The organism is Streptomyces galbus (assembly GCF_005280195.1).
Lineage (GTDB): Bacteria > Actinomycetota > Actinomycetes > Streptomycetales > Streptomycetaceae > Streptomyces > Streptomyces galbus.
Genome location: NZ_SZPR01000009.1, coordinates 125,781 through 144,956 on the forward strand (window position 1 = coordinate 125,781; position 19,176 = coordinate 144,956).

At 71.4% G+C, this 19,176-nt stretch carries 12 protein-coding genes and 1 tRNA gene; 1 reads left to right on the forward strand and 12 read right to left on the reverse strand.

The window, feature by feature from the left end:
- Nucleotides 1-26 precede the first annotated feature (26 nt).
- From E4U92_RS08195 to E4U92_RS08240, 10 genes are all read right to left on the reverse strand, one after another.
- On the reverse strand, nt 27-296 hold the full coding sequence (locus tag E4U92_RS08195) for a hypothetical protein (protein ID WP_137299628.1): 270 nt from the start codon (nt 294-296) through the stop codon (nt 27-29).
- A gap of 116 nt (nt 297-412) precedes the next feature.
- Nucleotides 413-883, reverse strand: a complete 471-nt coding sequence (locus E4U92_RS08200) for a Dps family protein (RefSeq protein ID WP_137299629.1) — start codon at nt 881-883, stop codon at nt 413-415.
- A 227-nt stretch (nt 884-1,110) separates the two neighbouring features.
- The gene (locus E4U92_RS08205; protein ID WP_003993396.1) at nt 1,111-1,491 is read right to left on the reverse strand and encodes a helix-turn-helix domain-containing protein; all 381 of its coding nucleotides are present in this window, start codon (nt 1,489-1,491) and stop codon (nt 1,111-1,113) included.
- Between the two features lie 109 nt (nt 1,492-1,600).
- Entirely contained in the window at nt 1,601-2,137 is a 537-nt protein-coding gene (locus tag E4U92_RS08210; protein WP_137299630.1) for a CinA family protein, read from the reverse strand.
- The gene (gene pgsA, locus E4U92_RS08215; RefSeq protein ID WP_137299631.1) at nt 2,134-3,066 is read right to left on the reverse strand and encodes a CDP-diacylglycerol--glycerol-3-phosphate 3-phosphatidyltransferase; all 933 of its coding nucleotides are present in this window, start codon (nt 3,064-3,066) and stop codon (nt 2,134-2,136) included. Before pgsA ends, E4U92_RS08210 begins: the two co-directional genes overlap by 4 nt.
- The gene (gene rimO, locus E4U92_RS08220) at nt 3,063-4,535 is read right to left on the reverse strand and encodes a 30S ribosomal protein S12 methylthiotransferase RimO (protein WP_137299632.1); all 1,473 of its coding nucleotides are present in this window, start codon (nt 4,533-4,535) and stop codon (nt 3,063-3,065) included. Before rimO ends, pgsA begins: the two co-directional genes overlap by 4 nt.
- A gap of 86 nt (nt 4,536-4,621) precedes the next feature.
- Nucleotides 4,622-5,458 carry a helix-turn-helix domain-containing protein gene (locus E4U92_RS08225; RefSeq protein WP_137299633.1) on the reverse strand — a complete coding sequence of 279 codons (837 nt, stop codon included), beginning with the start codon at nt 5,456-5,458 and terminating at the stop codon, nt 4,622-4,624.
- Between the two features lie 256 nt (nt 5,459-5,714).
- Nucleotides 5,715-8,477: a DNA translocase FtsK gene (locus E4U92_RS08230; RefSeq protein ID WP_174863753.1), complete on the reverse strand. Its 2,763-nt coding sequence runs from the start codon at nt 8,475-8,477 to the stop codon at nt 5,715-5,717.
- A 136-nt stretch (nt 8,478-8,613) separates the two neighbouring features.
- The gene (locus tag E4U92_RS08235) at nt 8,614-9,294 is read right to left on the reverse strand and encodes a response regulator (RefSeq protein WP_137299635.1); all 681 of its coding nucleotides are present in this window, start codon (nt 9,292-9,294) and stop codon (nt 8,614-8,616) included.
- A gap of 295 nt (nt 9,295-9,589) precedes the next feature.
- Nucleotides 9,590-15,055 (reverse strand): HAMP domain-containing protein, encoded by a 5,466-nt coding sequence (locus E4U92_RS08240; RefSeq protein WP_137299636.1) that lies wholly within the window; start codon nt 15,053-15,055, stop codon nt 9,590-9,592.
- 386 nt (nt 15,056-15,441) lie between these two features.
- Between E4U92_RS08240 and E4U92_RS08250 the strand changes: the two genes are divergently transcribed.
- Nucleotides 15,442-18,177 carry a SpoIIE family protein phosphatase gene (locus E4U92_RS08250; RefSeq protein ID WP_137299637.1) on the forward strand — a complete coding sequence of 912 codons (2,736 nt, stop codon included), beginning with the start codon at nt 15,442-15,444 and terminating at the stop codon, nt 18,175-18,177.
- Nucleotides 18,178-18,223: 46 nt separating this feature from the next.
- On the opposite strand, the gene E4U92_RS08255 is transcribed toward E4U92_RS08250, so the two are convergent.
- Both E4U92_RS08255 and E4U92_RS08260 read right to left on the reverse strand, forming a co-directional pair.
- Nucleotides 18,224-18,296 (reverse strand) — tRNA-Thr (locus tag E4U92_RS08255).
- 74 nt (nt 18,297-18,370) lie between these two features.
- Complete coding sequence (locus E4U92_RS08260) at nt 18,371-19,033, reverse strand: DegT/DnrJ/EryC1/StrS family aminotransferase (RefSeq protein ID WP_168725068.1); 663 nt, start codon at nt 19,031-19,033, stop codon at nt 18,371-18,373.
- Nucleotides 19,034-19,176 lie beyond the last annotated feature (143 nt).

The window sequence follows — 19,176 nt, forward strand, 5'->3', positions numbered from 1 at the left end:
GCCCGCTCGCTCCGGGCGATGACCGTTCATGACGGTTCGGCCCCGTCCCCCACGACACCCCGATCCCGCTCCGCACCCCACCCCCACGCCTCGCGCCACCGCCCCGCCGCCAGCGCGCCTGCCGCCCGGCCCTTCGGCACGCAGTGCACCGGCAGCAGGCTCAGCCCCCACCCGCCGGCCGCCACGGCGCCCTCCACGGGCCCGGCGCCGGGCGCCAGGGCCAGGCGCAGCACGGCCCACCACCACACCGCCCCGAAGCCCAGGGCGGCCCCCCAGCGCACGCTTCGCCCTGCCATGGCCCGCACCTTCCTCCCGCCCGGCCGGACGCCGGAGCAAGCCCGCACGGCCCGGCAGGGAGCCCCGGCAGCACCGCGCCCGGACGCCTCCAGCACGGTCCACGGCAACCGCCGTGTCAGCTGTTCTCCGCCTGGAACATCCAGTGGTGCTTCTCCAGGTCCGCCGTGATCGTGATGAAGATGTCCTGGCTGACCGGGTCCGCCTCGGCCGTCGTCGTCACGCGTTCCCTCATCCGGGTGATCACCGAGCCCAGCGCCGCCACCAGGGCCCCCACCGCGTCCGTGTCCTTGACCCAGCCCGGCGCCACGGCGGCGATCCCGCTGCCGGAGGCCACGGTCGCGGCCCGGCCGTCGGGCGACACCCCGAGCGCCGAGGCCCGCTCGGCGACCGTGTCGGAGTGGGTGCGCGCGCTGTCCACGACCTCGTCGAGCTGGAGGTGGACGGAGCGGAACCGGGGGCCCACGACGTTCCAGTGGACCTGCTTGGCGACGAGGCCCAGATCGACCAGGTCGACCAGTGCGCCCTGCAGTGCTTCGGACACGGTCTTCAGGTCGCCCTCGGGCAACGGGCTCTTCACGACGGACATGGACATCTCCCGGCTCGGATACCGCGCACTCCCCCGCTGGCCCCTCCACGATGACGTCCCGGCCCCGGAGCGGCAAACGGACGCATACCGGACACCACGGGAACGAGAAAGCCCCGGCCGGTCTCGCCCGGGGTCTGCCCGGAGAAACCCCGGCCGGGGCTTCGTACGCCTGACGTGCAACTGTCGTGTGCTGGTCGTGTGCCTGGTGTGCCGCTCAGGGGCGAGCGTCAGGCGGCGACCACGTCGACTGCCTCGGCGGGCGCCTTGATGGTCACCCGTTCCGGTGGCACACCGGTCACCGACACGGAGCCCAGCATCGGACGCACCGGCGTGGGCACAGGTTCACTGGGGGTGGCCGCAGCGGACTGGGCCAGCTCGGCGAGGGCGAGTTCGTCGCTCACTTCCCGCATGAGCTCGGACATCCGTACGTCCAGCGCGTCGCAGATGGCGGAGAGCAGTTCGGAGGAAGCCTCCTTCTGCCCCCGCTCCACCTCGGAGAGATAGCCGAGTGAGACTCGGGCGGACGAGGAGACTTCGCGCAGAGTACGGCCCTGGCGCTGGCGCTGCCGACGCAGCACGTCACCCAGCAGGCGACGGAGCAGAATCATCGGTGGCTCCCTCCTCGGACCGCGTAGCCGCATCCTTCACGCCCCACCGTACCGCCTTGCGCCGCGGCCGTGCGGGGAGCGATGTCGTGTTCACTCAGGGCTGCAAACATCAAAACCCCCCGTTCCGTTCCGTATCCTGTGCCCGCTCATTCCCACTGTGTTCGTCCGCCAGCTCCTTCAGGAGCAGGCCGAGTACGCTCCGTACACTCTCTCTACGAATTTCCGCGCGGTCGCCGTTCAACCGCAGGGCCTCCACTTTTCCGCCGCGGGCGGAACCGGCGCGAGGCCCGCACACCGCGACGAAGACCGTCCCCACCGGCTGTCCGTCCTGCGGTTCGGGGCCGGCGACCCCGGTGGTCGCGATGCCCCAGTCGGCACCGAGCGCGGCGCGCACTCCGGCCGCCATCTGCTGTGCGACCTGCGGGTCCACCGCGCCTCGGGCGGCGAGCAGGTCGGCGTCCACGCCGAGCACCGCGTGCTTGAGCTCGGTGGCGTACGCCGTCACCGACCCCCGGAATGCCTTCGACGCACCGGGGACCGAGGTGATCTCCGCGGCCACCAGTCCCCCGGTCAGGGATTCGGCCACGGCGAGGCTCTGACCGCTCACGGTCAGTAGTCGCACCACGTCGGTGGCCGGGGAACTCACGCTTGCCTCTCCTCCAACCCGGCCCTGCGCTCGGCCATTCCCCGCCGGCGCAGCACGATGGCCTGTTTCACATAGTCCAGTCCGGTCGCCACGGTCAGGACGACCGCCGCGGCCATCACCCAGAACCTCAGGGACGCCAGCCACCCGGTCAGCGCCAGGACGTACATCCCGACGGCCACGCCCTGGGTGAGGGTCTTGAGCTTGCCGCCCCGGCTGGCCGGGATCACGCCGTACCGGATGACCCAGAAACGCAGCAGGGTCACGCCGAGTTCCCGGCCGAGGATGACCACCGTCACCCACCACGGCAGGTCGCCCAGCGCGGAGAGGCAGATCAGCGCCGCCCCCATGATCGCCTTGTCGGCGATGGGGTCGGCGATCTTCCCGAAGTCGGTGACGAGGTCGTAGGTCCGCGCCAGGTGCCCGTCGAACAGGTCGGTGATCATGGCGACGGCGAAGGCCGCCCAGGCGAACGAGCGCCACGCCGGGTCGTACCCGCCGTCGGCCAGCATCAGCGCGACGAAGCCCGGCACGAGGATGAGCCGGAGCATGGTCAGCAGGTTGGCGACGTTCCAGACGCTCGCCTGGTTGACGGCGGCGGCCGCCAGCTTGCCGCCCCGCGCGGGCCGTCCCGCGTCCCGGTCGTCGGCGGCTCCGTCGTCGCCGCCGGCCGCGGCCGCGTCGACCGCGCCCAGGCCCTCGTCCGCGCCCAGTGCCCGGCCCGCGAGGTCGGCGGCGTCCAGCTCCTGGTCCGCGGCCTGGCCGGCCGGTCCCGGCCGGCCCGTGGCCTCGGCGGGCTCCCGTTCCGGACCGGCGGCCGACGCTGCGGTGTCCGGCCCCTGGCCCTCCACCGCGCTCAGCCCCTGGCCCTCGGCCCGGTGCGAAGCCCCGGCCGGGGAACCGCCCGCGGCCGACGCCGGGACACCCGTCATCTGCCCGCCTCCTCGGCACACCCGGACGAACCCGCAAGGGGCTCGGCCACCAGGTCGACACCTTCCGTACCGACCACCTTCGCCTCGACCATACGACCCACCGCCAGGCCCTCGCCGCTCGTGAGCAGCACCTGGCCGTCGGTCTCCGGCGCCTGGTGGGCCGCGCGGCCGTACACGCCCTCGTCGGGGTCGACCGACTCGACGAGGACGTGCAGCGTCTCGCCCAGCCGCTCCTCGGCGCGCTGGGAGACGAGCTGCTCGGCGAGCCGGGAGACGCGGGCCAGCCGCTCGGCGACGACGTCCTCGTCGAGCTTGCCGTCGTACGTCGCGGCCTCCGTGCCCTCCTCGTCGGAGTAGCCGAAGACGCCGATGGCGTCCAGTCGCGCGTGCTGGAGGAACCGCTCCAGTTCGGCCAGGTCGGCCTCGGACTCGCCGGGGAAACCGACGATGAAGTTGGAGCGCACGCCGGCCTCGGGCGCCTTGCTCCGGATGGTGTCGAGCAGCTCCAGGAACCGGTCGGTGTCGCCGAAGCGGCGCATCGCGCGCAGCACGTCCGGCGCGGAGTGCTGGAAGGACAGGTCGAAGTAGGGGGCGACCTTCGGCGTCGAGGTGAGGACGTCGATGAGGCCCGGGCGCATCTCGGCCGGCTGGAGGTAGCTGACCCGCACGCGCTCGATGCCGTCGGTCTCGGCCAGCTCCGGCAGCAGGGACTCCAGCAGGCGGATGTCGCCCAGGTCCTTGCCGTAGGAGGTGTTGTTCTCGGAGACCAGCATGATCTCCTTGACGCCCTGCTCGGCCAGCCACCGCGTCTCGTTGAGCACGTCGCTCGGGCGGCGCGAGATGAAGGAGCCGCGGAAGGACGGGATGGCGCAGAAGGAGCAGCGCCGGTCGCAGCCGGAGGCGAGCTTGACCGAGGCGACCGGGGAGCCGTCGAGGCGGCGGCGCAGGGGCGCGCGGGGGCCGGAGGCGGGGGCGACGCCCTCGGGGAGGTCGCTCGGGCCGTGGCCCGGCAGTGCCACGGAGGTGGCCGACTCCTGACGCTCGGCGGGGCTGATCGGCAGCAGCTTGCGCCGGTCGCGCGGGGTGTGCGCGGCGTGGATGCCGCCGTTGAGGATGGTCTGCAGGCGGTCGGAGATGTCGGCGTAGTCGTCGAAGCCGAGCACGCCGTCGGCCTCGGGCAGGGCCTCGGCGAGGTCCTTGCCGTACCGCTCGGCCATGCAGCCCACGGCCACCACGGCCTGGGTCCTGCCGTGCCCCTTGAGGTCGTTGGCCTCCAGGAGGGCGTCGACGGAGTCCTTCTTGGCGGCCTCCACGAAGCCGCAGGTGTTCACCACGGCGACGTCGGCGTCCGAGGCGTCCTCCACGAGCTGCCAGCCGTCCGCCTCCAAACGGCCTGCGAGCTCCTCCGAGTCCACCTCGTTACGGGCGCAGCCAAGGGTGACCAGTGCGACGGTACGGCGTTCAGGCATGGGCTCAAGAGTACTTTGTCCCACCGGCGCGGAACGTCGACGGGGTTGGCGATCTCCGCCGCCCCCGTCGTGCGCGCCGGACCCGCTCAGCCGACCTGCGGATCGCCCTTGGTGTACGTCAGGCGCTCCACGGCCCCGGGCCGGAAGTCGTCGTCGATCTTCTTGCCGTTCACGTAGAGCTGGATCGCGCCGGCGTCGCCGAGGATCAGGTTGACCTTCTGGCTGTCCTGGAAGGTCTTGGACTCGCCCTGCTTGAGCAGGCCGTCGAACAGCAGGCGGCCGTTGTGGTCCTTCGCGGAGATCCAGCTGCGCCCGTCCGCCGCGGTGACCTGGACGGTCACCTTGTCCTGGGGTGCGGCGGCGATGGCGCTGTCGGAGGGCGCGGGGGTGATGTCGACGGGCTTGTCGTTCTTCGGGACGGCGGACGCGCTCGTGCTCGCCTCGGGCGTGGTGCCGTCGGCGACCTGTTCCTTGGTGCCGCCGCCGTCGCCCTTGACGGCGGTGAAGCCGACGAAGCCGATCACGGCAACGATCGCGGCGACCATGGCCGCCGTCCAGTTCGGTCCGCGCCGCTCGGGACGGATGCGCTCCGCCTCGAACAGGGGTGCGGCGGGGGTGGGCGCGGGGCGTCCCCCGTGGGTGGCTTCGAACTGCTCGATCAGCGGGGCGGGGTCGAGGCGGACGGCCCTGGCCAGGGTCCTGATGTGGCCGCGCGCGTACACGTCGCCGCCGCACGGGGTGAAGTCGTCGGCCTCGATGGCGTGGATGATGGCGATGCGGACCCGGGTGGCGGTACTGACGTCGTCGACGGTCAGCCCGCGCGCGATGCGCGCCTGGCGCAGGGCGCGGCCGATGGAGGGGCGGGCTTCCTCGGACGCGTCTTCGAACGGACGCTCGTCTTCAGGGGAGTTGCCGATGGACACGGGGGCGCCTTTCGAGCGTGTAGCCACCTGTGCTGGAGGTTCAGTCTAGGGGGGGTGCGAAAGGGTGGGGCAACCGGGCGGTAGGACTTTGTACGCCATCGGAATGGCCGGACAGACCGATGACGGGACGGGTCCGGACCCCAGCCTGGGACCCGAACCTGACCACTCGCTCAACTTGACGTACGCCAAGGGGAAACGGTTGCCCGCGCTTTCCTAACGTATGCGTCACGGACGCCCGCCCGCCTCACGGATACCTCTACCCTTCCGACTCGCCCCGGATCACCGCGAGTACGCCATCGAGCTCATCGGGTTTGACGAGGACGTCACGCGCCTTCGAACCCTCGCTCGGTCCCACGATGTTCCGCGACTCCATGAGGTCCATGAGCCGGCCCGCCTTGGCGAAGCCCACGCGCAGCTTGCGCTGGAGCATGGAGGTCGACCCGAACTGGGTGGAGACGACCAGCTCGGCCGCCTGGCACAGCAGGTCGAGGTCGTCGCCGATGTCCTCGTCGATCTCCTTCTTCTGCTTGGTGCCCACGGTGACGTCGTCCCGGAAGACGGGCGCCATCTGGTCCTTGCAGTGCTGGACGACGGCCGCGACCTCGGCCTCGGTGACGAAGGCGCCCTGCATACGGGTCGGCTTGTTCGCGCCCATCGGCAGGAACAGCCCGTCGCCCTTGCCGATCAGCTTCTCGGCGCCCGGCTGGTCCAGGATGACGCGGCTGTCGGCGAGCGAGGAGGTGGCGAAGGCGAGCCGGGAGGGCACGTTCGCCTTGATCAGACCGGTGACGACGTCCACCGAGGGCCGCTGGGTGGCGAGCACCAGGTGGATGCCTGCGGCGCGCGCGAGCTGCGTGATGCGCACGATGGCGTCCTCGACGTCACGCGGCGCGACCATCATCAGGTCGGCCAGCTCGTCGACGATCACCAGCAGGTACGGGTACGGCTGGAGCTCCCGCTCGCTGCCCTCGGGCGGCTTGACCTTGCCCTCGCGCACGGCCTTGTTGAAGTCGTCGATGTGCCGGTAGCCGTACGCCGCCAGGTCGTCGTAGCGCAGGTCCATCTCGCGGACGACCCACTGCAGGGCCTCGGCGGCCCGCTTGGGGTTGGTGATGATCGGCGTGATCAGGTGCGGGATGCCCTCGTAGGCGGTGAGCTCGACGCGCTTGGGGTCGACCAGGATCATCCGCACGTCCTCGGGGGTCGCCCGCATCATGACCGAGGTGATCAGGCAGTTGATGCAGGACGACTTGCCGGAGCCGGTGGCGCCGGCGACCAGCATGTGCGGCATCTTCGCCAGCGAGTGCATGACGTAGCCGCCTTCGACGTCCTTGCCGAACGCGACCAGCATCGGGTCGTCGTCCTCCGCGGACTCCGCGAGGCGCAGCACGTCGCCGAGGTTGACCATCTCCCGGTCGGTGTTGGGGATCTCGATGCCCACCGCGGACTTGCCGGGGATCGGGCTGATGATCCGCACGTCCGGGCTGGCGACGGCGTACGCGATGTTCTTCGCGAGCGCGGTGATCCGCTCGACCTTCACGGCCGGGCCGAGCTCCACCTCGTAGCGGGTGACCGTCGGTCCGCGCGTGAAGCCGGTGACGGCGGCGTCGACCTTGAACTCGGTGAAGACGTTGGTGAGCGCGGCGACTATGGCGTCGTTGGCCGCGCTGCGCGCCTTGCCGGGCCCGCCCCGGGTGAGGAGGTCGAGCGAGGGCAGGGCGTAGGTGATGTCCCCGGCCAGCTGGAGCTGCTCGGCGCGCGGCGGCAGCTCGCGGGGCTGCTCGGGCGGCGACTTGGTGAGGTCGGGGACCGCCCCGGACTGCGCCTTCTCGGGCGTGCTCCGCTCCTGCCGGGGCCGGGCGGCCGGCACCGGCGTCGGTGTGGGCACCGCGGCCGGGACGGGCGTCGGGGTGGTCGGCTCCCGGTCGCCGACGCTGACGCCCTGGGTGAGGTCGGCGACGACCGGCGAGGGCGGCATGCCGTGCAGGACGGCGCCGTCGAGGGCGGCCGCGGCCGCCGCGGCGACGTCCACGGCGTCCATGCCGCGCTGCATGTCGGGCTGCGGCACGGCGGAGCGCCGGGGGCGCCCGCGGCGCCGGGACAGCGCCTCCTCCTCGGCGACCTCCGGGTCGTACGCCTGGGGGGCGCTCGAGCGCCTGCGGGGGCGCGCGGGCAGCGCCTCGCGCCACTGCTCGTCGTAGCGCTCGTCGTCGTCGGCGTACGCCTCGTCGAGCAGGTCCTCCTCGGGGTCGCGCAGCACGCCGAGGCTCACGCCGAGCTGGCGCAGCCGCTGCGGGATCGCGTTGACCGGGGTGGCCGTGACGACGAGCAGGCCGAAGACCGTCAGCAGCACCAGCAGCGGGACGGCGAGGACCTCCGTCATGGTGAACGTCAGCGGGGTCGCGGCCGCCCAGCCGATGAGGCCGCCGGCGTCCCTTATCGCCTGCATGCCCTCGCTGCGGGCGGGCGAGCCGCACGCGATGTGCACCTGCCCGAGCACGCCGATGAGCAGCGCGGACAGACCGATCACGATCCGCCCGTTGGCCTCGGGCTGCTCCGGGTGCCGGATCAGCCGTACGGCGACGACGCCGAACAGGATGGGCACCAGCAGGTCGAGCCGGCCGAAGGCGCCGGTCACCAGGATCTCGACCAGGTCGCCGACGGGCCCCCTCAGGTCGGCCCAGGTGCCGGCGGCGACGATCAGGGCGATGCCCAGCAGGAGCAGGGCGACGCCGTCCTTGCGGTGGGCCGGGTCGAGGTTCCGGGCGCCGGTCCCTATGCCGCGGAACACGGCGCCCACGGCGTGCGCCAGGCCCAGCCAGACGGCGCGCACAACGCGGTACAGGCCCCCGGTGGGGCTCGGGGCGGGCTTGGGCACGGGTTTCCTGGCCGCGGCTTTCCTGGCGGGTGCCTTCTTCGCCGGGACCTTCTTCGCAGCGGCCCTCTTCGCCGGAGCCTTCGCCGGAGCGACCGCCTTCCTGGCGGGCTGCTTCTTGGCTGCGGAGGGACGTGAGGCCATGGGTGTGAGGTTACCGGGGGAGACGACAGCGGACACGTGTGCCCACTGCTTCACCCGTTCGTGTCGCCCCTGCGGGGGCGCGGAACTGACGCGTCCTCACAGCCAACTCCGCGCTCCCCCCGGGCCGGTTCCGTGGTCAGGTCTGCGACGACACCGATGTCGTACCGCTCCCGGCGCCCGGCTCCAGGGCGTCCAGCGCCCGCCGCAGTCCGGTCAGTTTGCGCTCCAGGTGCGCCGCGGTGGCCACCGCCGCCGCGTCCGCCGAGTCGTCGTCGAGCTGCTTGGACAGCGCCTCGGCCTGCTCCTCGACCGCGGCGAGCCGCGCGGACAGCTCGGCCAGCAGCCCGGCCGACTCCTTGGCCCCGCCGACAGCCTTGCCGCCGCCCTCCAACTGCAGCCGCAGCAGCGCCGCCTGCTCCCGGAGCTGGCAGTTCTTCATGTACAGCTCGACGAACACCGAGACCTTCGCGCGCAGCACCCACGGGTCGAACGGCTTCGAGATGTAGTCCACCGCCCCCGCCGCGTAGCCGCGGAAGGTGTGGTGGGGCCCGTGGTTGATCGCCGTGAGGAAGATGATCGGGATGTCTCTGGTGCGCTCCCGCCGCTTGATGTGCGCGGCCGTCTCGAATCCGTCCATGCCCGGCATCTGGACGTCCAGCAGGATGACCGCGAAGTCGTCCGTCAGCAGCGCCTTGAGCGCCTCTTCCCCGGACGATGCCCGCACCAGCGTCTGATCGAGCGCCGAGAGGATCGCCTCCAGCGCCAGCAGATTCTCCGGCCGGTCATCGACCAGGAGGATCTTGGCCTTCTGCACCATGGCCCGCCCTCCTCGCCCCGGCAGTGCACCGGGCGCCGCCCCTGGGGACGACTCCTTTGCGCCGCCCTTCCTTGTGCCGGTCATGGTAGCCGCACCCCGACCGTCGCCACACCCTGTCACCGTGATGTCACTGTGCACGGAGCAGGAACGCGGCAGGAGACCTGAAAGTTCCCCGGATCGCCCGGTTCCACACGCGGCCCGCCACCAAACCCGAACAACTTCCGGCGGCCGCGGGAAGTTCCCGCGGCCGAGACGTGCGCTGCGGCGCGGCACCCGGACACCGCGCCGTGGCGCGTCAGCGCTCCCGCATCCAGTCCTGCATGACCGTCAGCAGGTGGTCCGGGTCCACCGGCTTGGTCACGTAGTCCGAGGCGCCCGACTCGATCGCCTTCTCCCGGTCGCCCTTCATCGCCTTCGCGGTCAGCGCGATGATCGGCAGGCCGGAGAACTGCGGCATCCGCCGGATCGCCGTGGTCGTCGCGTACCCGTCCATCTCCGGCATCATGATGTCCATCAGCACCACCGCCACGTCGTCGTGCTGCTCCAGGACCTCGATCCCCTCACGGCCGTTCTCGGCGTACAGCACCGACAGGCCGTGCTGCTCCAGGACGCTGGTCAGCGCGAACACGTTGCGGATGTCGTCGTCGACGATCAGGACCTTCTCCCCGCCGAACCGGATGCCCGTCCGCGCCTGGCCCGGCGCCTCCTGGCCGCCGCCCGACCACTGGTCGGTCTGCTCGCCGAGGGACACGCCGTTGCGCCGGCGGCGCCGGAAGAGGGCCGCGGGACCGTTCTGCGTGTCCTGGTACGACTTCACCTCGGCCGGTGTCTCGATCTCCGCGTCGGACAGCTCCGACAGCTCCCTGGCCGCCCGCTCCGAGGCCGCCACCAGGTCACCGGCCTCCAGGGCCGGCAGGTTCTGCTGGTAGCCCTGCGGCGGCAGCTCGCTCGGGTGCAACGGCAGGTACAACGTGAACGTCGACCCCCGGCCCGGCTCGCTCTGCGCGTGGATCTCACCGCCGAGCAGCTGCGCGATCTCCCGCGAGATGGACAGCCCGAGACCCGTGCCGCCGTACTTGCGGCTGGTGGTGCCGTCGGCCTGCTTGAACGCCTCGAAGATCACCCGCATCTTGCTGGCCGCGATGCCGATGCCGGTGTCGGTCACCGAGAACGCGATCATCGGCGCCTCCGGATCGGCCAGCGACCCGGCCTCCAGCAACTGCTCCCGGATCGACTGCGGCACGTCCGGGCCGGCCGGCCGGATCACCAGCTCCACCGACCCGGAGTCGGTGAACTTCACCGCGTTCGACAGCAGGTTGCGCAGCACCTGCAGCAGCCGCTGCTCGTCCGTGTGCAGGGTGGCGGGCAGCTCCGGCGACACCCGCACCGACAGGTCCAGGCCCTTCTCCGCGGTCAGCGGCCGGAAGGTGGCCTCCACGTAGTCCACGAGCTGCACGAGCGCGATACGCGTCGGCGAGACGTCCATCTTGCCCGCCTCGACCTTCGACAGGTCCAGGATGTCGTTGATGAGCTGCAGCAGGTCGGACCCTGCGCCGTGGATGGTCTCGGCGAACTCCACCTGCTTCGGCGAGAGGTTGCCCTCCGCGTTGTCGGCGAGCAGCTTGGCCAGGATCAGCAGCGAGTTCAGCGGCGTACGCAGCTCGTGCGACATGTTGGCCAGGAACTCGCTCTTGTAGCGCATCGACACCGCGAGCTGCTCGGCGCGCTCCTCCAGGACCTGCCGCGCCTCCTCGATCTCGGTGTTCTTCACCTCGATGTCCCGGTTCTGCTGGGCCAGCAGCTCGGCCTTCTCCTCCAGCTCGGCGTTGGACGCCTGGAGCGCCTTCTGCCGCTGCTCCAACTCCGCCGACCGCTCGCGCAGTTGCTCGGTCAGCTCCTGCGACTGCTTCAGCAGCTGCTCGGTCTTGGTGTTGACCGAGATGGTGTTGACGCTGGTCGCGATCATCTCGGCGAGCTGGTTGAGGAAGTCCTTCTGGATCTGCGTGAACGGCGTGAACGACGCGAGCTCGATCACCCCGAGCACGGTGCCCTCGAACAGCACCGGCAGCACGATCACCTGGGCCGGCGGGGCCTCGCCGAGCCCCGAGGAGATCTTCAGGTAGCCGCTGGGCGCGTTCTCCACCAGGATCGTGCGCTTCTCCTGGGCGGCCGTCCCGACCAGCGCCTCACCGGGCCGGAACGACGTCGGCATGGAACCCATCGAGTAGCCGTAGGACCCCAGCATCCGCAGCTCGTAGTGGTCCTCCTGGTCGGTGACCTCCTCCACCAGCGGCATCGCCAGGAAGAACGCCCCGTGCTGCGCGGCGACCAGCGGCGGCAGCTCGCTCATGATCAGCGAGGCCACGTCCTCCAGGTCGCGCCGGCCCTGCATCAGGGCGGACACGCGCGCGAGGTTGCCCTTGAGCCAGTCCTGCTCCTTGTTGGCGATCGTGGTGTCGCGCAGGTTGGCGATCATCTTGTTGATGTAGTCCTGGAGTTCCTGGATCTCCCCGGACGCGTCCACGTCGATCTTCAGGTTCAGGTCGCCGCGGGTCACCGCGGTCGCCACGCGCGCGATGGCGCGCACCTGCCGGGTGAGGTTCCCGGCCATCTCGTTCACGGACTCGGTCAGGTCGCGCCAGGTGCCGTCCACGTCCCGCACGCGTGCCTGGCCGCCCAGCTGACCCTCGGTGCCCACCTCACGGGCCACCCGGGTGACCTCCTCGGCGAACGACGAGAGCTGGTCCACCATCGTGTTGATCGTCGTCTTCAGCTCCAGGATCTCGCCCCGGGCGTCGATGTCGATCTTCTTCGTCAGGTCGCCCTTGGCGATCGCGGTGGTGACCATGGCGATGTTGCGCACCTGACCGGTCAGGTTGGACGCCATCTGGTTCACCGACTCGGTGAGGTCCTTCCAGGTGCCGGCCACGCCCGGCACGTGCGCCTGGCCGCCCAGGATGCCGTCCGTGCCCACCTCGCGGGCCACCTTGGTGACCTGCTCGGCGAACGAACTGAGCGTCTTCACCATCGTGTTGAAGGTGTCGGCGAGCTGCGCGACCTCACCGCGCGCCTCGATGGTCACCTGCCGCGTCAGGTCGCCGTTGGCGACGGCCGCCGCGACCTGCGAGATGTTGCGCACCTGCATGGTCAGGTTCTTGGCCATCAGGTTGACGTTGTCGCTGAGGTCCTTCCAGATGCCGGTGACACCCGGCACCGTCGCCTGGCCGCCCAGGATGCCCTCGGTGCCCACCTCACGGGCCACCCGGGTCACCTGCTCGGCGAACGACGAGAGCTGGTCGACCATCGTGTTCACGGTGGTGACGAGCTCGAGGATCTCGCCCTTGGCGTCGACCGTGATCTTCTTGGACAGGTCGCCCTTGGCGACGGCGGTCGTGACCTCGGCGATGTTGCGCACCTGGATGGTCAGGTTGTTCGCCATGAAGTTCACCGACTGCGTGAGGTCCTTCCAGGTGCCGGAGACACCCTGCACCTCGGCCTGCCCGCCGAGGATGCCCTCGGTGCCCACCTCACGGGCCACGCGCGTGACCTCCTGGGCGAACGACGACAGCTGGTCCACCATCGTGTTCAGGGTGTTCTTCAGCTCCAGGATCTCCCCGCGCGCGTCCACGGTGATCTTCTGCGACAGGTCACCCCGCGCCACCGCCGTCGCGACCTGCGCGATGTTGCGGACCTGCGCCGTGAGGTTGCCCGCCATGCCGTTCACGGAGTCGGTGAGGTCCCGCCACACACCGGCCACGCCCGGCACCTGCGCCTGACCGCCGAGACGCCCGTCGGTGCCCACCTCGCGCGCGACGCGGGTCACCTGGTCGGCGAACGCCGAGAGCTGGTCGACCATCGTGTTGATGGTGTTCTTCAGCTCCAGGATCTCGCCCCGGGCGTCCACGTCGATCTTCTGCGACAGGTCACCGCGCGCGACCGCCGTCGTCACCTGCGCGATCTGCCGCACCTGCGAGGTGAGGTTGCCGGCCATGAAGTTGACGGAGTCGGTGAGCTCCTTCCAGGTGCCCGAGACGCCGTCCACCCGCGCCTGACCGCCCAGTCGGCCCTCCGTGCCCACGTCCCGCGCCATCCGCGTGACCTGGTCCGCGAAGCTCGACAGCTGGTCCACCATCGTGTTCACGGTGTTCTTCAGCTGGAGCATCTCGCCGGACACGTCCACGGTGACCTTCTGCGACAGGTCACCGTTGGCCACCGCCGTCGTCACCTGGGCGATGTTGCGCACCTGCCCGGTGAGGTTGCGGAACGCCGTGTTGACGGAGTCCGTCAGGTCCTTCCACGTCCCCGCCGCGCCCGACACCTGCGCCTGGCCGCCCAGCTCGCCCTCCACGCCGATCTCGCGCGCCACGCGCGTGACCTCGGCGCCGAAGGCCGAGAGCTGGTCCACCATCCCGTTGACGGTGTTCTTCAGCTCCAGCATCTCGCCGGCCACGTCCACGGTGACCTTCTGCGACAGGTCGCCGTTGGCCACCGCCGTCGTCACCGCCGCGATGTCCCGCACCTGGGTGGTCAGGTTCCGGAACACCGTGTTCACGGAGTCCGTCAGGTCCTTCCAGGTCCCCGCCGCGCCCGGCACGTTCGCCTGGCCGCCGAGCCGCCCCTCCGAGCCGACCTCGTTGGCCACGCGGGTGACCTCGTCCGCGAAGATCCGCAGCGTCTCGGTCATCTGGTTGATCGTGTCGGCGAGCTGCGCCACCTCCCCGCGCGCGGGGACCGTCACCTTCCGCGACAGGTCACCGTTGGCGACCGCGGTGGTCACCTCCGCGATCCCGCGCACCTGGGCCGTCAGGTTCCCGGCCATGGTGTTCACCGAGTCGGTGAGTTCCTTCCACACCCCGTCGACGCCGGTCACCTTCGCCTGGCCGCCGAGGATGCCGTCGGTGCCCACCTCACGGGCGACGCGGGTCACCTCCGACGAGAACGCCGAGAGCCGGTCGACCATCGTGTTGACGGTCTCCTTCAGCTCCAGCATCTCGCCGGCGACGTGGACGGTCACCTTCCGTGACAGATCGCCCTTGGCGACCGCCGTCGTCACCAGCGCGATGTCCCGCACCTGGGCCGTCAGCCGGTCCGCCATCGTGTTGACGGACTCCGTCAGGTCCTTCCACGAGCCGGACATGCCGCGCACCTGCGCCTGCCCGCCCAGCTTGCCCTCGGTGCCCACCTCGCTGGCCACCCGGGTGACCTCGTCGGTGAACGTCGACAACTGGTCGACGAGGTTGTTCACGGTCCGGCCGACCTTCAGGAACTCCCCGCGCAGCGGATGCCCGGGCCCCTCCGGCGTGTGCGCCCGCAGCTCCATCCGCGGCGACAGGTCGCCCTCGGCCACCGCCGACAGCACCCGCCCCACCTCGGACACCGGCCGCACGAGGTCGTCGACCAGCGCGTTGGAGTGGTCGATGGCGGCCGCCCAGGAGCCCTCGCAGGCCCCCGTCTCCAGCCGCTCGGTGAGCTTGCCCTCCCGCCCGACCACGCGCCGTACGCGCGCGAGCTCGCCCGTGAGGTGCAGGTTGCGGTCGGCGACCTCGTTGAAGACCGCCGCGATCTCCGACATGACCCCGTCGCCGGACACCGTCAGCCGCTTGCGGAAGTTCCCGTCCCGCATCGACCCCAAGGCGGCCAGCAGCCGGTGCAGGGCGGCCGTGTCCACCGTCGTGGTGCCGCCGCGTGCTGCTCGCTTGCTCAGGGACGGTCCGCCTTTCGCGCGCGTCTCAGTGCCCCGCGTCGCTGCGCCAGACTCCACTTGTCCCTCCCGCAGGGATCGACCGTTACTGCTGTGCTCGGGTGCTGCTGCTCGCCGTCACCGTTACCGCCGCGTACTGCCCCGGAAACCGGACCGGCTCCGAGGCTGCTGCCCGCCCGGGACGAGGACACTCGCCCCGCCCGGACCTTCGCAACAAGCTTGCCCAGTGTTTCACCCTCACCGAACCAGGCCATAACAGTTCGGCAGCTTCGCACATCGTCCGCACAGCCCCGGGACCGAACCACCAAGGACGGAAACACCGGCGACCGGCATCCGCACGGGCGGGGAAGGTAAGTAACCTTGCATGCGGCTGTCCAGCCGCGCCGGTCCTACCGGCCTGGGCGGTGGCACGAGTACGAGCGGGCATCGGAGGGGCGGCCGCACACATGACCACCGGACTGATCCCGGGGGGACAGCCCCCGGAACCCCGTCCGACGGACGGGCTGCCGTACCCGCGCAGCCGTCCGGACGAGGGGGTAGCCCTGCACGTCGACGACCGGCCGAGGAGTTCTGTGATCACCGCGCGTGCGGCTGCCAGCTTCGAGCCCGTCGGGCGCTCGGTCGCGACCGCCCGATCCTTCGTCCGCGACACCCTCCAGGGCTGGGGCTTCGCCGACATCGTCGACGACGCCGTGGTCCTCACCAGCGAGCTGGTCACCAACGCCGTCGTGCACGCCGGGACCCACGCCGACCTGCTGTGCCTGCGCAGCGACGACGGCGTACGCATCGAGGTGTCCGACCGCTACCCGGAGCGCGAGGTCCCCCTCCAGGGCTCCCCCGTCACCATGGGCAGCCCCGACCGCGAGGGCGGCCGCGGCCTCCAGCTCTGCGCGGCGCTCGCCGGTCACTGGGGCGTGGACTACACGCCCACCCACAAGACCGTCTGGTTCCAGCTCGACCTGCCCGAGCGCCCCGTCGGCACCCGCGCGGCCGGCCCCGCCCTCCCCGCCCACCTGCTGCCGCTCGCCGACGCCCGGGTCCGCGTCGCCGTCGTCCAGATCGACCGCACGGGCGCCATCTCCGCGTGGAACGAGGACGCCGAGGAACTCTTCGGCTACCCCGCCGACCAGGTCGTCGGCAAGCCCCTCACCGACCTCGCCGCCTGGCCCCACACGCCAGGCACCGGCACCGGCATCGCCGAGGCGCTCCAGCTCTCCCGCTGGGAGGGCAGCTACGGCATCCGCGGCGCCGACGGCCGCGTCACCCCGGTCTACGCCTCCCACCTGCGCGTACGTGACACCGACGGCGAGCCCTCCACGGTCTGCCTCCTGGTCCGCGACCACGAGCGGGCCGTCCTGCAGAGCCCCTCCCGCGTGCCGTCCTCCGACCCCTCGCCCCAGGGGGACCAGAACACCGACCCGTTCGAGGTGTTCATCGGCTCCCCCGCCCCGGACGACCTCGACGGTCTCCTCCAGCGCACCGTGGAGCGCGCCCGCGACATGCTCGACGGCGACTCCGCCTTCCTCCTGCTGGCCACCGACGACGAGACCGAGCTCGAGGTCCGCGCCTCCACCGGCCTGCCCTCCGCCCGCCAGCGCTTCGCGCGCGTGCCCGTCGAGGCCGGCCCCGGCCGCTACGGCTCCGCCCGCATGCCCGCCGTCCACGAGGACCTCCTCGCCGTCCCCGGCGCCGTCCCCCTGCTCAACGGCACCGGCATGCGCTCCGTCGTCACCGTCCCGCTCAAGGTGGAGGGCCGCCTCACCGGCTCCCTCGGCGTCGCCGCCGAGGCCCCCGGCCGCTACTCCAACGAGGAGGCGCTGCGCCTGCAGTTCGCCGCCGACCGCATCGCCCTCGCGGTCGAGTCCGCCCGCCTCGGCGAACTGGAGCGCCTGCGCCGCGGCTCCCTCAGCTTCCTCGTCGAGGCGTCCGACCTGCTGGCCGGCACCCTGGACCGCGACCAGACGCTGGCCCTGATGGCCCAGATGACCGTCCCCACGCTCGCCACCTGGTGCGCCGTCTACACGATCGCCGACCAGGCGTCCGAGCCGGACCTGTCGTACGTCCTGCACGAGGACGAGGAACTGATCGACGGCATCAAGTCGCTGCTCTCCAAGATCTCCCCGCCCGACCCGGTGCCCACCCCCGGCGCCCGCGTCTGGGCGGCCCCCGGCGAGGCCGCGCACGACGCCGCCCTGCGCAGCTCCATGCGGAGCCTCGGCCTGAGCGGCGGCCCCGCCCACCAGCCCGCCTCCGGCATCGGCCCGACCCTCGCCACCGCCTCCGCGGTGGGCGGCGAGACGGTCGTCCTCCCGCTGGTCGCCCGCAACCGCGTCATCGGCATGCTCACCCTCGGCAAGCCCACCGACGAGCACTTCCGCCAGGAGATCCTGGAACTGGCCGAGGACCTGTCCCGCCGCGCCGCCCTCGCCCTCGACAACGCCCGCCTCTACTCCGAGCGCACGGCCATCAGCCAGGCCCTCCAGCGCAGCCTCCTCCCCCCGGAACTCCCCGAGGTCGACGGCGTCGAGGTCGAGGTCATCTACCGTGCGGCCGGCGAGGGCAACGAGGTCGGCGGCGACTTCTACGACCTCTTCCCCATCAGCGACGGCGCGTACGGCTTCGCCATCGGCGACGTCTGCGGCACCGGCCCCAACGCCGCCGCCGTCACCGGCCTCGCCCGGCACGCCCTGCGCCTGCTGGCACGCGAGGGCCTGAGCGGCCCGGCCGTCCTGGAGCGCCTGAACTCCGCGATCCTCGACGAGGGCGCCCGCAGCCGCTTCCTCACCCTCCTCTACGGCGAGATGCGCCCGCAGGAGGACGGCAGCGCGGAGCTGAAGGTGGTCTGCGCCGGCCACCCTCTGCCGCTGCGCCTGCGCCAGGACGGCACGGTCGAGCCGGCCGCCGAACCCCAGCCCCTGCTCGGCGTGATGGAGGACCTGGAGCTGTACGAGGAGACGGTCACCCTGGACCCGGGCGACGTCCTGCTCTGTGTCACCGACGGCGTCACCGAACGCCGTGAGGGCACCCGCATGCTCGGCGACGACGGCCTCGCCGACGTCCTGACGACCTGCACGGGCCTGACCGCCGGGGCGGTCGCAGCCCGCATCATGCGCGCCGTGGAACGCTTCGCCTCGGACGCCCCGTCCGACGACATGGCGATCCTGGCGATGCGCGTGGCGTGAGGGAACGCAAAAGACCCCGCCCGAAAGGGCGGGGTCTTTTTTTCTGAGCCCCCAAACGGAATCGAACCGTTGACCTTCTCCTTACCATGGAGACGCTCTGCCGACTGAGCTATAGGGGCCGGTCACTTTTCGAGGTTTCCCTCGCGGCAACGGAATAGATCATACCCCGAATGAGTCCCAGTTCCCAACCCGCTCAGAACGCCGGCTGGAGCAGTCCGCCCAGGGCATTGCACGCCGTGACGATCCGCTGCATGTCACGCCTCGTCAAAAGGGCACCTATCGGCAGGGACAGCGTTTCGTCGGCGGCCCGTTCGGTCTCCGGCAAGGACACGCACCGCCGGTGGTCGGGCAGCCGGTGCACGGGAGTCTTCACCGGCACCCGACAGTCAACTCCCTTCGCCCGCAGGGCCCGTGCGAACGCGTCCCGGTCGGGCCGCCCGTTCCCGGGCACGCGCACGACGTACTGCTGGTAGGTGTGCCCGTCACCCCCGTCGGGCGTCCGCACCCCGCGCAACCGCGCGTCGAGGAACGCGGCCCGCTCCCGCCGCTGCGCGATCTCGTCCCGCGGCGCCTCGGACTCGCCCCGCTCCAGTACCAACAGCCCGTGCCGTGCCCCGAGTTCATGCATCCGCCCGAGCTCCGCCGGCCGCCCGAAGCGGTGCACGACGACGACGGCCGCGGTCCGCGGGGAGACGGCCGCCTCGACGGCGAGCGGGTCGAGGCAGTAGGTGGCGGGGTCGATGTCGGCGAACACCGGCAGCGCACCCGTCCTGATCACCGCCTCGGTGACGTCCACGTTCCCGAACGCCGGCACGATGACCTCGTGACCGAGCCCGACACCCGCAGCTCTGAGCAGCGCAGCAGTACCCATGCGTCGATGCTCGGGGCGGTGTGTGAACTCCGGATGACGGGCAACAAAAAAGGGTGGAACTCCGAACCGAAGTTCAGAGTTCCACCCTTTGAAGAATTGTTCGGCGGTGTCCTACTCTCCCACAGGGT

Bases quoted from the DNA above. Each gene is read 5' to 3' on its own strand.
- E4U92_RS08195 (WP_137299628.1), bottom strand. From the start codon at position 296: ATGGCAGGGCGAAGCGTGCGCTGGGGGGCCGCCCTGGGCTTCGGGGCG.
- E4U92_RS08200 (WP_137299629.1), bottom strand. From the start codon at position 883: ATGTCCGTCGTGAAGAGCCCGTTGCCCGAGGGCGACCTGAAGACCGTG.
- E4U92_RS08205 (WP_003993396.1), bottom strand. From the start codon at position 1,491: ATGATTCTGCTCCGTCGCCTGCTGGGTGACGTGCTGCGTCGGCAGCGC.
- pgsA (WP_137299631.1), bottom strand. From the start codon at position 3,066: ATGACGGGTGTCCCGGCGTCGGCCGCGGGCGGTTCCCCGGCCGGGGCT.
- rimO (WP_137299632.1), bottom strand. From the start codon at position 4,535: ATGCCTGAACGCCGTACCGTCGCACTGGTCACCCTTGGCTGCGCCCGT.
- E4U92_RS08230 (WP_174863753.1), bottom strand. From the start codon at position 8,477: ATGGCCTCACGTCCCTCCGCAGCCAAGAAGCAGCCCGCCAGGAAGGCG.
- E4U92_RS08235 (WP_137299635.1), bottom strand. From the start codon at position 9,294: ATGGTGCAGAAGGCCAAGATCCTCCTGGTCGATGACCGGCCGGAGAAT.
- E4U92_RS08250 (WP_137299637.1), top strand. From the start codon at position 15,442: ATGACCACCGGACTGATCCCGGGGGGACAGCCCCCGGAACCCCGTCCG.